The organism is Pseudomonas sp. NPDC090755 (assembly GCF_044769005.1).
GTDB lineage: Bacteria > Pseudomonadota > Gammaproteobacteria > Pseudomonadales > Pseudomonadaceae > Aquipseudomonas.
On record NZ_JBIVXC010000016.1, the window covers coordinates 1 to 15,430 of the forward strand.

Annotated in this window: 6 protein-coding genes and 1 pseudogene; 4 read left to right on the forward strand and 3 right to left on the reverse strand. The window is 58.1% G+C overall.

Translation table 11 applies throughout. From position 1 onward, the window contains the following. Window positions 1–241 (forward strand): transposase (locus tag ACIQUS_RS20500; RefSeq protein WP_403050583.1); only part of this gene is annotated, 241 nt, incomplete at its 5' end. Between the two features lie 90 nt (window positions 242–331). Here the strand turns inward: ACIQUS_RS20500 and ACIQUS_RS20505 are convergent. Then, window positions 332–1,348, reverse strand: a complete 1,017-nt coding sequence (locus ACIQUS_RS20505) for a hypothetical protein (protein ID WP_403050586.1) — start codon at window positions 1,346–1,348, stop codon at window positions 332–334. Between the two features lie 177 nt (window positions 1,349–1,525). Beyond that, window positions 1,526–1,954: a hypothetical protein gene (locus ACIQUS_RS20510; RefSeq protein ID WP_403050589.1), complete on the reverse strand. Its 429-nt coding sequence runs from the start codon at window positions 1,952–1,954 to the stop codon at window positions 1,526–1,528. 466 nt (window positions 1,955–2,420) lie between these two features. Between ACIQUS_RS20510 and ACIQUS_RS20515 the strand changes: the two genes are divergently transcribed. Further along, the gene (locus tag ACIQUS_RS20515; protein ID WP_403050591.1) at window positions 2,421–3,374 is read left to right on the forward strand and encodes a hypothetical protein; all 954 of its coding nucleotides are present in this window, start codon (window positions 2,421–2,423) and stop codon (window positions 3,372–3,374) included. Here the strand turns inward: ACIQUS_RS20515 and ACIQUS_RS20520 are convergent. Beyond that, window positions 3,332–4,239, reverse strand: a pseudogene (locus tag ACIQUS_RS20520) (IS5 family transposase). The gene ACIQUS_RS20515 and the pseudogene ACIQUS_RS20520 sit on opposite strands and share 43 nt — an antisense overlap. Before the next feature lie 380 nt (window positions 4,240–4,619). On the opposite strand from ACIQUS_RS20520, the gene ACIQUS_RS20525 reads away from it, so the two are divergent. Together ACIQUS_RS20525 and ACIQUS_RS20530 are read left to right on the forward strand one after the other, a co-directional pair. After that, a complete protein-coding gene (locus ACIQUS_RS20525; RefSeq protein ID WP_403050594.1) occupies window positions 4,620–6,332 on the forward strand; it encodes a ShlB/FhaC/HecB family hemolysin secretion/activation protein in 1,713 nt (570 codons plus the stop codon). 37 nt (window positions 6,333–6,369) lie between these two features. After that, window positions 6,370–15,429, forward strand: a complete 9,060-nt coding sequence (locus ACIQUS_RS20530; RefSeq protein WP_403050597.1) for a DUF637 domain-containing protein — start codon at window positions 6,370–6,372, stop codon at window positions 15,427–15,429. Window position 15,430 lies beyond the last annotated feature (1 nt).

Here is a 15,430-nt window from a genome sequence, read left to right on the forward strand (position 1 = left end):
TCGAATGCAGCCCGTCATCCCGCTGCGCTCGATGAAGCGCAAACCCAAACCTGGCTTGCCGAGGCTGTTTGATCGACCCAAATACCGACAGCGCAGCATAATCGAGCGCATGTTTGGGTGGTTGAAAGAGAACCGCCGAATCGTGACGCGCTTCGACAAACTCGCGAAAAGCTACGCCGCCATGGTTTCACTGGCGTGTTCCATGCGGTGTTTGCGACATCTCTTTTCGTACAGAGCCTAAAGGGTGCGTATAGGGAATACATGCCCAACCCATCATCAGGAAGCGGGAGAGCCTCAAGCAGTGCCGATGGGTTGGGAAATCGTCACTGATTTAGAGATACTCCAACGACTCAGATGGAAGCTTGACCTGGCGATACTCAAGTGGGAGATCCAATTTTTCCTTTAGGTATCTGAGATATCTCTCGTCCTCAGGGCTCAGTGCAGTCCGACCAACCGCAACCAACCTAACTGCTTTTTCTGGCAACTGATTCCAGTAGTATGCGTACTCGAGTAGCTGACCAATCGCTAAGCGCAGAACCCTACGGGTGCAGAAATCTGACTTAACTTCGAAGAGGATTTTCTCAGTTTCCGTTGTTACTGTGACATCTATAAAATTCTCTTCGAAGACGATATTCGCCCCAGGGTATTCAATCTTCAGCTCCTCATGCAGGGCGGCCTGCATTATCCCATGCTCCGGCGAACACTCCCGCCCCGAGCCACCGCTCCTGAAATAGCTGTCTTGAATGGGAGGAAGATCCTGTCCTTTCCGAACCGGACGGAGTGTATTCAACGTTTCTGGCAGTGAGGCCTCGTGATCAAGCTCAATGAGCTGATAACGATTGTAGCGCTGCACGGGGTCTCCAGCTTCCGCAAACGTGTTGGGCGGATACCACTCAACATCTACTGGGCGAAAACGAACATTCAACACGTAAGGGGCCCATTCCCCGTTCCCCAAACCACTTCTATCGCCATCTACAGCATCTATTTCCTCCAGCATGCGATCATACCACCCAAGCCGCTTGAAGTGATCCAAGGCCGCAATGGCTTGAGCATTATCTAGGAACTCGATATGGCGAATGCGGGCTACATAGCGGCGTCCATCGGGAGTAAGGGTGAAGAGCACAATATCTCCTGCACGCTCACCACGTGCGAGCCGTGACTCCCAACCCTTGTTTACCCCTTGAAGAAAGCCATATTGCCAGCCGCCAATTTGCCATTCGAATCGAAAAAGCCACTCCTCATGGCCATAGCCGTGCTGTGAGGAAAAGGTATTCGATGCTTCAACTGCGCTTCTGGTAGGAAACTGCCAATTGGAATCATTTTGACAGATGCGGGTGATATAGCTCATTACTGTCCTTGTCGTGGGTTGGCGGCTAATTGCCATCATTTAGAATGGCAAAAACTAAACCTCAATACAAGCGCTATTCAAAAGTAGCTGGATTTCTTGTGGCCAAAAAAAACAGCTGGTCGGCGCTTACCTGGTGATTCCTCTCCCGGGCACATTTAAATTTACTTCTGTTGGGAGCTACAGCTTGGTTTTTATGTTCGGATATAAAATTCTCGGCAATGGCGACATTGGCGCATATTTTAGGCCGATAATAAGAACATCACCAAGGTTCCAACTATTCCCCACAGAGAGAATTTCACCCCACACAGGGCCAATTACCGGCACTGATTTGCTTCGCACATACTCCGATGTGAAGATGGTTTTGTCACACATCTCTGGTGACGGGTTTGTTCCAGCGAATACAACCTTCGCATGTAGCTTAAAGCCTCCTTGTTTTTCGATCTGGGCAAGTAAATTTTGCTCAAGTGCAGTCTCGACCTTTATATGGCAGTAAACATGAATCCCAGTATCGCAAATCGCGTCACAGCCGAATCTTTCTTCAGCGAAGGATAGGTGAGGAATAGTTAGTGCCAATAGTGGAATCGTAAGTGCGGGGTTGTATTTCATGTCGATTTCCTTCAACTCATGACAGATTTGAGGGTAGATCGGTGAGGGAGATCAGATTCGATGGTCAAATTGGCTTTAGCTCTCCGAAAAAGAGACATGAAACTAGCATAGGCGAAAAGTCAGAAGTTGCTGGGCGGCTACCGCTGCGCCGCCAAGCTAGAGAAACTTCCGGGCTAGCAGGGCGGGGGGGAAATCCATGTCCAATCCATCATCGGGGGGGAACTCTGTCACCGTCGGCGGCAAAGGGGCTGATAGGAGCGCTGGATCGGTGAAGCGAGCTGTAAAACATGGCCTCTTTTTTGCTTATCAAACTCCCATGATTCCAAAGATCGGGAAACTTGTTGCAGCAGACGCCCTCGCTGACCGGCCGCGTCTGTCAATGTAGACCATAAATAAGCGGTGAGCGCTTATAGGACTCTGTAAATCCAAATTTGCGGCGCTAAGCTAAACTTAATGATTCGTTTGTGTGTATGGAACCAACCGGGCGCCGGAGGCCCTTGCGAGTTCGTGTTTTTTCTTGCGTAGGTCTGCTCGATTCGAGATTACAGCTATTCTTGAAAATGACGTTCTGCCAATCGCTCTCGGCTGGCATGTGGGTGGTAGGGGATTTCATGGTGGTGCCAAGATGCTGGATGAGATATCAGAGAAGTATCAGTTTATGGTGACGTACTTTCGAATGTGGAAGAATCCGTTCGGATATGTACAAGGCCTTGACCTGTCCAGGAAGGCTGTAAGGAAAACAGTGTGGAAATTTTTTTTCTTTGCGATTGGTATTGCGTTTGCATTTTATAGTCTCTTTGCAGGAGTTATAAGGGCGCGGGCGATGAGTGATGTATGCTCTGATATGCAGATGTTTTCTGAGGGGAGTAGCGGTAGGGATCGTATTGCTGTTTATATTCTGCCGTTTGCCCAAGCTGTGATTGTGCATTTTTTGTATGTTGTTTCAAGAAGGGCAAGCGAGAGAAAACTTTCGGAATATTTGCCGCTGACAGCCTTATTTGCCTCCGTTATAGGGATAAGTCTATCAATATATTATCTTCTTGGGGCTTGGGTTCTCGATCTTTTTTCTGAAAGCGATTTTAGAGTCTTCGCGCAGGAAAACTGTGAGTCTACTATTAGCTCGTTGACTGATTACTCAGTCATGACGAGAGCGGGGAGGGTCGCAGATACTATTTATCTGTGGAATAATATTGTAATGATGGCTATTAATACGTTTTGGTTTGTGGCGTTTATTAGTTGGACGTCTAAATTTTATTGCTCTAGTTGGATGAGAGCATTTGCATTGATAATGGTGTCAGCGGCAGTTAGTTCTTTTGCCTATGATTACTATGAAGGTCTCATGTCTTCTCTAAGTAATTTTCTAGATGCAAGTGTTCCTCATACTCTTAGAGCTATACTCAGGGATAAGCTTGGGCTCTGAAGGTAGTAGGCTCTGTACGAAAAGAGATGTCGCAAACACCGCATGCAACAAGCTAGCGAGACCATGGCGGCATAGCTTTTTGCGAGCTTGTCGAAGCGCGTCACGATTCTGCGGTTCTCTTTCAACCACCCAAACATGCGCTCGATTATGTTGCGCTGTCGGTATTTGGGTCGATCAAACAGCCTCGGCAAGCCAGGTTTGGGTTTGCGCTTCATCGAGCGCAGCGGGATGACGGCTGCATTTGATACTGGTCGCAGTAACGGCGCAGTGCTTCGGCGTCGTAGCCCTTATCAGCGAGCAGCCATTCGCAGCGTTTGCGGGGGGCGGCCACGGTGATTCGAGGGAATGCTGACATCATCCAGAAGTGGTTGGGCGTAGCTGATGTCGCTGGCTTGACCGCCAGAGAGAAGGAAGCACAACGGTGTGCCGTTGGTGTCGCAGAGCATGTGGCTTTTGGTGGTCAGGCCACCGCGACTGCGGCCTAGAGCGTGATCGGCAGGCTCGTCAGGCCCCCTTTTTTCCCGGCGCCTGACGAGGCTCGGGTGGCGCGTACAGCTGTTGAGTCGATCATCCAGGTCTGCAAATCAATCAAACCTTGCTCATTCAGTCTCAGGTGCAAGCGTTTGAGCATCTGATCGAACGTCCCCTGGTTTCGCCAACCCCTGAACCGTTGATACACCGTTGACCATGGGCCGAAGCGGTCTGGCATATCTCGCCACGCGGCACCGGAGCAGAGCACCCAGAGCACACCATCAAGCATCAGTCGGTCGCTCAAGCGAGGCTGCCCCCTGCCAAGGGTTTCGCTGAAAAGATCGGAGACCACATCCCAGGCCTCGTCCGAGAGTTCGTAACGTTTTGCCTTCACAGAATTCCTTTCCGTTGATGGCGGGGGACTCTACAAAATCTCAGCGTTCGAGGGGCGGCGATTGGGTTTCTCGGGATTTCGTACAGAACCTAGTGAAGGAGCTCCCACTGAGCCTGTAGCGCACCACTTTTATTTAGTGCTGTCAGCACTCATCAAAAATCAGTCGGAATACGTCAATTATTTTTGATGTGGTTTCTTCAGGATTCGCTCTTTGGTGCAAGTCTTCGGCCGGCCTGCTTTGGGCCGGTTTTTTTTGTCCCGCACAAAATGGCTGAAGGCATACGGGGTGGCGGTGCTGTCTCCGGTCATGCTCGCGCCGTGCTTATGAGCACAACAAAAATTTTACGCGACAGTGCTAACGCGCAGTGGAAGGACTCTACATGCTGGTATTTCGGATGAGGGCGCTGTGTTTGGCGCTGCTGGCTGGTTTGAGTCATGGCGGTCTGGCCGTGGCGGCTTCGGGCCCAACGCCGGGGGACCAGGACCTGATTCGAGAACGTCAGGACCGCTTGCTGGAAGAACAACGGCGGCGGCTCAAAGAACTCAAGGAGCTCCCAGGCCAGGAAGTTGCTCCTGTGCTTCCCGGCACCCAGGCCGATAGCCGTTGTTTCCCCATCCAGCAGATTGAAATTCAGGGGGCGACCGCGCTCTCCGAGACGACGCGACGTGAGTTGACCCGCCCCTATGTCGATCAGTGCCTGGGCGTGTCGCAGCTCAACGATTTGCTCAAAGTCATCACCAATCTTTACCTCGATCAGGGGCTGGCGACCAGCCGTGCCTACCTGCCGCAACAAGAGTTGTCCGATGGCCGGCTGACGGTGTTGGTGGTCGAGGGGCATCTGGAAAGGATTCAAGCGGCGCCTGGCAGTGGTCTATCGGAGCGCGAGCTGGCCATGAGCTTTCCCGGTCGCCAAGGCGCTTTGCTCAACCTGCGCGAAGTCGAGCAACTGATCGATCAGCTCAACCGCCTGCCGTCGAATCAGGCCCAGATGGAGTTGATTCCCGGCCAAGCCGCGGGCGGCAGTGATGTACTGGTCAAGAACACCGCTCAAAAGCCCTGGCGGGCGTCTCTGTCGCGCAGCAATGACGGCCAACAGAGCACCGGCGAACAGCAATGGGGTGCCACCTTGGACTGGGACAGCCCGCTGGGCCTGGGCGATCAACTGCTGTTACGCGGTGGTGAGGATGCGCTGAGCGACCACCAGCGTGCCTCCCACAACGCCTTCTTGAACTACAGCGTGCCCTGGGGCTGGTGGACCTTCACCTATAGCTACAGCCAGAGCGACTACCGTTCCCGGGCTGAGGCCAACGGTTTCGCCTTCAAACAGACCGGCGACAGCCAGAACCACCTGCTGCGTGCCGAGCGGGTGCTGCACCGCGATGCGCTCAGCAAGACCTCGCTCAATGCCGGCCTGGCTTACCTGCGCAGCAACAATTTCATCGAGGACAGCAAGCTCGCCGTGAGCAGCAACCGCCTCAGTGAAGCCCAGTTCGGGCTCAACCATGGGCGCCGTATCGGCAGTGCGTTCATCAACCTCGACCTCGGCCTGCAGAACGGCATCGGTGCCTTCGATGCTCAGGATGATGGCCACCCCGACCCCGGCGAGCCCAACGCTCGCTTTCGTAAGTACACCGCCACATTGAGCTATCTGCAGCCGTTCACGCTGGCGGACGAGTCCTTCAGCTTCAGCAGTCTGGCCACTGGCCAGCGCAGCGAAGACACACTGTTCAGCCCGCAGCGCATCAGCCTAGGCGGGTTGTCCTCGGTGCGCGGCTACAAAGAGCAGTCATTGTCGGGTGACAGTGGTGTGTATTGGCGCAACGACCTGCGTTGGAGCCGGCCGTTGACCTGGGGCTGGCTGCAGCCGGTGCTGGCCGAGTACGGCGGCAGCCTGGGCTACGACCAAGGCGTGATCCGCCATGACCGCTACAACGGCGATCAACATGGGCGTATGTCCAGCCACTCGCTGGAAGTGTTCGCCCGCGGCACCCACCTGGCCACCAGCGTGACCTTCGCCCATTCCCTGGAACGGCCGGCGGCGCTGACGGAACGGGAAACCCCGATCTATTTCAGCCTGGCGTTATTCCTCTAAGGCCCGTGCGCCTACCCACTTTTTCGAGAGCCACCACATGGACGTACGTCAATTGGCCTTTCTGTTTCGCCAACCGTCTGCCGCTCTGATCCGCCGTGAGCACTTCTGCGGGCTGCCCAAGCGGGGCCTGGCCTTCATTCTGGCCAACGCCATGTTCTGGCAACCGCTGCTGGTACAGGCCGAGGGCATCGTGGTCAGTGCCCCCGGCACGACATTGGACCAGGCCGGCAATGGCGTGCCCATCGTCAACATCGCCCAGCCGACGGCCAGCGGGCTGTCGCACAACCAGTTCCGGGATTACAACGTCGGCAGCGCAGGGGTGATCCTCAACAATGCCACGCAACGTACGCAAGCGACCCAATTGGGCGGGATTATTCTCGGCAACCCGAATCTGGGCGGCAGCGCCGCCAGCACCATCCTCAATGAAGTCAATGGCGGCACGCCCAGCCAGTTGCGCGGTTACACCGAAGTGGCCGGGCAGTCGGCACGGGTCATTGTGGCCAACCCCTATGGTATTAGCTGCAACGGCTGCGGCTTCATCAATACTCCACGGGTGACCCTGACCACCGGTAAACCCGTCGTGGACAACGGTCGTCTCGATCGCTTCCAGGTCGATGGCGGCAGTGTGAGCATCGAGGGGGCGGGGCTCAATGCCGGTAATCTCGACAGTTTTGAGGTGATTACCCGCAGCGCCAGGATCAACGCCGAGATCCAGGCGAACAAACTGACCATTATCGCTGGGCGCAATGACGTCGATGCGCAAAGCCTCGGCGCTACTGCCCGTGCCGACGACGGCAGCACCCCGCCGCAGTTGGCCATCGACAGTACGGCGCTTGGCGGCATGTACGCTGGGGCGATCAAACTGATCGGCACCGAAGCCGGGGTTGGGGTCAGGTTGGCGGGCAATCTGGCCGCCAGTGGCGGTGACATTCAGATCGATGCCAACGGTCATTTGAGCGTGGCCCAGGCAGCAGCCAGCCAGGCCATCAACCTCAAGGCGATTAGCCTCGATGCCCAGGGGCCGGTGTATGCCGGCAGCAACCTCGCCGTGCACACCGCGGGGGCCCTGAACAACCAGCAAAGCCTCGCCGCCCGCGAGCGCATCAGCCTGAGCAGTGGCGGGCAGTTGAGCAACAGCGGCATCATAGAGGCGGGCGTCAATGCCGACAACAGCCGCAACACCCTCGGTGACGTTAGCTTAACTGCGCAAAACCTACGAAACGCTGGCAGTGTGAGCGCTAGCCGCACCCTCGACGCTCGCGTGAGTCAGGCCCTCGATAACCGCGGCGGCACGCTCAGCGGACAAAACCTCACTCGCGTCACAACGTCGACGCTGGACAACCGCCAGCAAGGGCGTGTGTTGAGCAGCGCAGACCTGGATGCAAACGCCGAGCGTGTGCTCAACAACCAAGGCCTGGTCAACAGTCGCGGTGCACTCAACGCACAGATAGGTTTTTTGGACAACAGCGGTGGTGAGTTTTCCAGCGCCGCGGCGGTGAGTATTGTCGGTCAGCGGCTGGACAACAGAAGCGGAACCCTGAGTGCGTTGTCCGCACTGGATATACGACTCGACAGTGGTCTGAACAACTTGGCCGGTTTGATCAGCAGCGAAGGGGGGCTCACCGTCAACGTCGGCACCCTGAGCAATGGCCAGGGTAGCCTGTCCAGTGCCGGTCCGCTCAACCTCGTCAGCCGTGGCGCGATCGACAACCAGAAGGGGCAACTGCTGAGCGACGCGGCTATCGACGTGCACAGCGCCAGTCTGGATAACCGGCAGCTCGGCCTTATCAGTGGTAAAGGGCCCGTGCGCCTCCATACCGGTGTGTTCGACAACAGTCACGGCGGTCGCCTGACCAGCAGCGACACCCTCGATGTCACGGCGGCCCAGGTGACCAACCAGGACAACGGTCGCATCGCCAGCGACAAGACCTTGACCGCCCGCTTGACCGGCCTGGACCAGCAAGGCGGTCTTTTGTTCAGCCACAGCGCCTTGAACCTGAACCTCAGTCACGGCCAGTTGAACAACCAGAACGGGCTGATCACCGCCCCCTTGCTGATGCTCAGCAACCTCAAGGGCGCGAACAACCAGGGCGGTGAAGTTTCCAGTGCACAGGCCTTCACCTTCGCCGCCGATAGCCTGGATAACAGCAACGGCAAACTGCTGAGCAATCAGGCGTTAACCTTGCGTGTGAATCAAGCGCTACGCAATCTCAAAGGCCTGATCGCGGCAGCGGCACTGGACGTGCGGGCTGCCAGCCTGGACAACAACGGCGGTACCTTGACCAGCCGTGATCGCCTCGACTTGAACGTCGCCGGGCTGCTGGATAACCAGGACCAGGGGCTGATCAACGCCACGGCCCTGATGAAGATCTACAGTGCCGCCCTGAACAATCAGAACGGGGGCAGTCTGCTCGGCGGTGCGATCCATCTGGACTTCGATCCTGTCGCAGGGGATCTCAACAACGCTGGCGGCCTGATTACCAGCGCCGGGCCCCTGAGCATCAATCACCTGCGTGACCTGAATAACCAGAACGGCGAAATCTCCAGCGGCCAAAGCTTCTCGTTGACCGGGCGTGCCCTCGACAACCGCTCCGGCAAACTGATCAGCAGTCAACAGCTGGAGCTGCTCGGCGCCAGCGTCCTCAATCAGAATGGCCTCATTTCGGGGTGGGAAGGGCTGGGTGTCGGCGCCTACAGCCTGGACAACCGTGACAACGGCACACTCTCCAGTCGCAAGGGTGATCTGTCGGTCAAGGTCCAGGGCGCCTTGCTCAACAGTGGCGCCGGCGCATTGGTCAGCCAGAAGAACCTCACCGTGAACGCTGCCAGCCTCGACAACAGCAACGGTGGCATTCTCTCCAGTGGCGGTGATCAACTGCTGAACGTCGACGGCAAGCTCAACAACAGCCAAGGCGGTCAAATCGACAGCGCCGCCACTCTGGCGGTGGCAGCCACGACCCTCGACAATGCCGGCGGCGTAATCAGTGCCCAGCAGGCCCTGACTTTCACCGGAAGCACGCTCGACAACAGCAGTGGCAGCCTGGCCGGCAATGCTGCGGTCAACCTGAATCTCCTTGGTGTGTTGACCAATACCAACGGCAAGCTCGTGGGTGCGGGGCCGTTGCGCTTGAGCGCAAGCCAAATCAACAACCAGGGCGGCCAACTGGTCAGCCAACATTTATTGGCCCTGCTCACCGGCGGTCTGGACAACCGCAATCGCGGTACCGTCGCCGCCAACGACGTGTTGACCCTGACCGCTACAGGCACGGTGCAAAACGGCGCCGATGGCTTGATCTACAGCCAGCACGACGCCTTGCACGTGACTGCGGCCAGCCTGGTCAACGATCAGGGCACGCTGCAAAGCCGGGGCGCGCTGAGTCTTGCGGTGTCCGGTGACATCGACAACCACCGGGGCCGCATCCTCGCCCAGGAGGGTGATCTGGACCTGACGGCGGACAACGTCGACAACCGAAGTGGCGTGTTGGCCAGCCTGCAGGCAACCTTGACGGCCTATCTCAGCGGTTGGTTGCACAACGCGCGTGCCTCACTCGACGGCGAGGGCGGTATCACCCAGGCCGATCGGCTGAACCTGACGGCACTGGGCGGGATAGATAACCAGAATGGCCGCCTGGCGGCGCAAACGGGTGATGTGAGCATCAGCACGGGCGGCCTGGATAACCGTCATGGCGGTCTGTACGCCGCGCAGCGCATCAACGTCAGTGGCAACTCCCTCGACAACAGTGCCGGTCAGATCGCTGGCCAGCAGATTAGCCTGGGCCTGACCGGCGCCCTTACTAACCGCCAGGGTATCGTTGAAAGCGACAGCACCCTGGGCATCACGGCCGCCAGCCTGGACAACCAGAACGGCCAGCTGCGCGCCCTGGGCAGCAGCGGCACAACCCGTTTTCAAATTGGTGGTTTGTTCGACAACCGCGATGGCATCTTCGAAAGTGCCAACACCGACCTGACGTTGGTCCTCGCTGGTTTTTCGAACGTCGGCGGCACGCTGCTGCATGTCGGCAATGGCAACTTCGACATTGCCACCACTCACGTCATGCACGCGGGCGGCAACCTGGTCACCCGTGGCGGCCTGACGCTCACAGCCGATAGTTGGACCAATAGCAGCGTGATTCAGGCTGGTCGTCTGACCGTCAAGGTCAATCATTTCGCCCAGACTGCCAGCGGCCAGTTGCTGGCCGCCGACAGCCTGATTGGCAGCGGGGAGCGTTGGCTCAACGACGGCCTGATTGCCAGTGACGGCAATCTGCTTGTGGATCTTGGCGGTCAGTACAGCGGCAATGGTCGGTTGAGCAGCCGAGGTGACCTGACGCTCGATGTCGGGCAGTTGGACTTACCGGAGATCGCCAGTATCGCCAGCGGTGGCGACGCCTGGATCAACATCGGTGGCCTGCTTGACAACCGTGGCCGTCTGACCTCGTCGGCCGACCTCAGCCTCTCTGCCGGCAGCCTGAACAACTACGGCACCCTGGGGAGTGGCCAGGATCTGACGCTCACCACAGGCACGTTGCTGAACGACCATGGGCTGATTTTCAGCGGCGGGGACATGGGCTTGCGCGTGGACACGCTGACCAACCGCTATGCCAGTCTCTACAGCCTTAGCGACCTGAGCATTGATCGCGATGGTTTCGGCGCTTGGGCCACGAGCATCGTCAACAGTTCAGGCTCGATCCAGAGCGATGGCAGCCTGAGTCTGGCGGCGAATACGATTCACAATATCCGTGCACTGTTGACGGTGAGTAATGGCGGTATCTACACCGCCAGAATTGATGAGGGACCGTGTAACCGTCCGGGATACAACAACGATTGCGATGGTGGCAAGGAATCCCATACCTGGGAAATTCTCCAGCGTGAGAAGCTGGAAGTCACTGCGGCCAGTAGCGCGTCCAGCATCACCGCCGGCGGTAACCTGACCCTCGATGGCGGTGACCTGCTCAACCAGAGCAGCACCATTGCCACCAGCGGCAACCTGAATGCCAGCCTCATTTCTCTGACCAACACCGGTATTGAGACCAGTGAGACTGAGACCTTGCGGGTATTTCGCAGTGCGCGCACCACAGACGCCGGTCGCTGGCTCGACGCGGCCAGTGACTTCACTGAGCGGTACTGGTTCGAAAGCAGTAGCTATGACGCCAACAATCTCGGCGGCCTGGAAGCGGCAATGGCCGACTTTATCGGCACCACCGAAACCGAGATGCCCGAGTTTCGCCGGGTCACCCAACTGGCCAGCGGCGATCAGAGCTATGCCTCGATCATCCAGGCCGCGGGTGCCGTCAATATCAGCACCGAGAATGACTTCGACAACAACGTGGTGCGCGGCGGCTACAACTATGTTGGTAGTGGGCCGCGCACCAACACCGATGCTCCGGGCAGCGAGTTTTCCACCCGCATCACCCTGAACGCGCAACTGCCCCCGGACCTGGCGCAACAGCAGGTCAATCCCCTGGCTTTGCCAGGCTTTGAACTGCCCACCGGGCAAAACGGCCTGTTCCGTCTCAGCGGTCAGGGCAGCACGCAGGGCGATGGCGGTCCCACCAATTGGAACCTGAGCGGGGCCAGCGTCGGCTCGGATCAACGTCAGCAAAACGTTCCGGGAACCTCAGGCCACGGCGTCAACAGCAGCACGTCTTCTACTGCGGGCATGACCGGCCCATTGACTGTGGCCAAGGTCCAGGGGTTGCCGAACAGCAAGGGTCAATCCAAACCACACAAATACCTGATTGAAACCAACCCGGCGCTCACCGACCTCAAGCAGTTCATGAGCTCGGACTATCTGTTGGGGAACCTTGGCTATGACCCGGACAACAGCGCCAAGCGCCTGGGTGATGGCTTTTACGAACAATACCTGATCCAGCAAGCGGTGGTCGCCCGTACCGGCCAACGCTTCATCAACGGCCTGACCTCCGACGAGGCGATGTTCCGTTACCTGATGGACAATGCCATCGCCAGCAAGAACGCCCTGCACCTGTCGGTCGGGGTGACGCTCAGCGCCGAGCAGGTCGCGGCGCTGACCCATGACATCGTCTGGCTGGAAACGGTCCAGGTCAACGGCGAAAACCTGTTGATGCCGGTGTTGTACCTGGCCCACGCCAACAATCGCCTGGCCCCCAACGGCGCGCTGATTCAGGGCAGCGACGTCAGCCTGATCGCCGGTAATAACCTCCACAACGCCGGCACCCTTAAAGCCAGCGACAACCTGGCGGCCATGGCCGGCAACAACCTGGTCAACAGTGGCCTGGTCGGCGCCGGCGATCGTCTCGACCTGCTGGCTGGCAACGACTTGCGCAACCAGGCCGGCGGCATCATTGCCGGGCGCGATGTCAGCCTCACCAGCATCAGCGGCGATGTGCTCAACGAACGCACGCTCAGCTCTCACCAAAGCAGCAATGGCCACTACAGCCAGCAGCGCGACTTTGTCGACAACGCCGCACGCATCGAAGCGAGCAATGACCTGAGCATCAGTGCCGGGCGCGACGTCAGCAATCTCGGCGGTGTGCTGCACAGTGGCCGTGACACGCTCATCAGTGCCGGGCGCGATGTCACTATCGGTTCCGCCGAACAGCTGACCAGTAACCGCCACGGCAGCCACAGTCGTGATAGCAGCGTTACCCAAAACGGTTCCAGTATTGATACTGGGCGCGACCTGACGATCAGTGCCGGGCGTGACCTTGCGGTCATTGCCAGTCAAATCGAGGCGCAGCGTGACATCAGTCTGAGCGCCGGCAACAACCTCACCTTGGCCTCGGCAGCGGATGAGGAACACAGTTACCACAAGAGCAAAAAGGTCGAGGCACAGGAAGACCACGTCCGCCAGGTCGGCACCAGCGTAACCGCTGGCAGCAATGTGCTAATGAGTGCCGGCCAGGACTTGACCCTGATCTCCAGCCGCGTCAGCGCCGGCGACGAGGCCTACCTGGTGGCGGGTGGCGAGCTGGCGTTGTTAGCCGCACAAGACAGCGACTACTCCCTGTACGACAAGAAGGAAAAAGGTAGTTGGGGCAGCAAGAAAACCCAGCGTGACGAAGTCACCGACGTCAAAGCCGTGGGCAGCGAAATCAGCGCGGGCGCAGACATCACCCTGCTCAGCGGTGGCGACCAGCGTTATCAGGGTGCCAAACTCGAAGCTGGCAACGACCTCGCCATCGTCAGCGGCGGCAGCGTGACCTTTGAAGCGGTGAAGGACCTGCATCAGGAGAGCCACGAGAAGAGCGATAGCGACTTGGCCTGGCAGTCATCCAAGGGCCGCGGCCAGACCGATGAAACGCTGCGCCAGAGTCAACTGCGGGCCCAGGGCAGCATCGCCATCAAGGCCGTCGATGGCTTGCAGATCGACTACAAGCACCTCGACCAGAAGAGCATGAGCGAAGCCATCGACGCCATGGTGCAGGCCGATCCGAGTCTGGCCTGGATCAAGGAGGCCGAAGCCAGAGGCGATGTGGACTGGCGGGCGGTGAAAGAAATTCACGACAGCTACTCCTACAGCCAATCAGGGATGGGCCCGGCTACGCAACTGGCGGTGGCCATCGTGGTGACCGTGCTGACCTATGGTGCCGCCAGTGCCGCTATTGGTGCGGGTGCAACGTCTGGTTCGGCGCTGAGTGCCGGGGCGGCAGCCACGGCAAGCACAGACGCGGTAGCGGCGGGTTGGGCCAACGTGGCGTTGGCCTCTGGCGCCTCGTCACTTGCCTCCACGGGCGCAATCAGCACCATCAATAACAAGGGCGACATCCGCCAGGGGCTGAGCGACACCTTCAGCAGTGACAGCCTCAAGCAGGCCATGATCTCTGCGGGTGTGGCTGGGTTGACCGCGGGCTACTTCGATCAGTACCTGCAAACCAAGACCAACCCCGTCACCGGCAAGGTCACGGTGGACCTGAGCACGGTTAGCGGCGCCAGTCGCTTCGCCGCCAACCAGGCGATGCAGAACATCACCAGCGCTGCCCTGAGCAAAACCATGGGGCAAGGTGGCAGCTTCGGCGATGCGCTCAAGGACAGCCTCTACAACACCTTTGCCGCTGCCGGCTTCAACGCCATTGGCGACTTCGGTCAGGCGCACGACCTGAAGGCCGGCGACGCACAGATGGTAGTGATGCACGCCCTGATGGGCGGCCTGGCCGCGCAAGCGCGAGGCGATAGTTTCGCTGCAGGGGCAGCAGGGGCCGGGCTCAACGAAGCGCTGGTCAGTGACCTGGACCAACTGGTCGGAAGCTACTCGGCGGAAAGCCGTGAAGCTATGTTGACCATGGCTTCGCAACTGACGGGGTTGATCGCCGTGGTAGTGCTGGACCCCGGTGCCAGCTCCGACAAGCTCGAAACCGGGGCCTGGGCGGCGAAGAATTCAGTGCAGTACAACCATCTTGCGCACGAACTCAATGAGTTCGAGACGGAGGCTAGCAACTGCAAGGCCACGCATAGCTGTGATCAGGTGCAGGAGAAATTCCGAACACTCAGCGTCGCCAATGATGACGCTCTAGCCGCATCCTGCATGGCGAACCCTGCCGGGTGCGTGCAGAAATTCGGCTACCTGGCGGCCGAGCGCTTGACGATCCAGAAGAAGATCGAAGCGCTGTATGCCAATGACCAGATTCCACTGGAGCTCAAGGCAGACCTGCATCGCTACAACATGCAAAACGTCGCGGCGATGGGGCAGTTACTGCAGGCGAGCGCGGCGCTGGATCTACAGGGTCAAGGCGTCTCGCCGAACAATACCGCCTGGGGCGCGAGCCTGGCTGCTGCAATGGCAGGTGCTATTCTTGGAAAACCTGGGGGTGCAAAAGCAATCGATAACTCAGTTCTAGGGAGACCTAGAGTCGGGAGTGCAAATAAACTTCCTGATGGTCAGCATGGATTTAATGACATAATAGATAATTATGCTGGTGACGCCGCTAAATTTTATATACCGACCAAAGGTGCTGGTGGCGAAGTGGTCAGGGTGTCGGAGTTGAGGCAGATTGAAGGCAGCAACAACGGAGTTAGTGGCGTATTTGAGTGGATTGTTGATGAGGGTAATGTGACCCATCGGCGTTTTATTCCTGGCGGTGAAGTCACCGGGCTGCCTAACCAAATTCCGAAAAAATAAG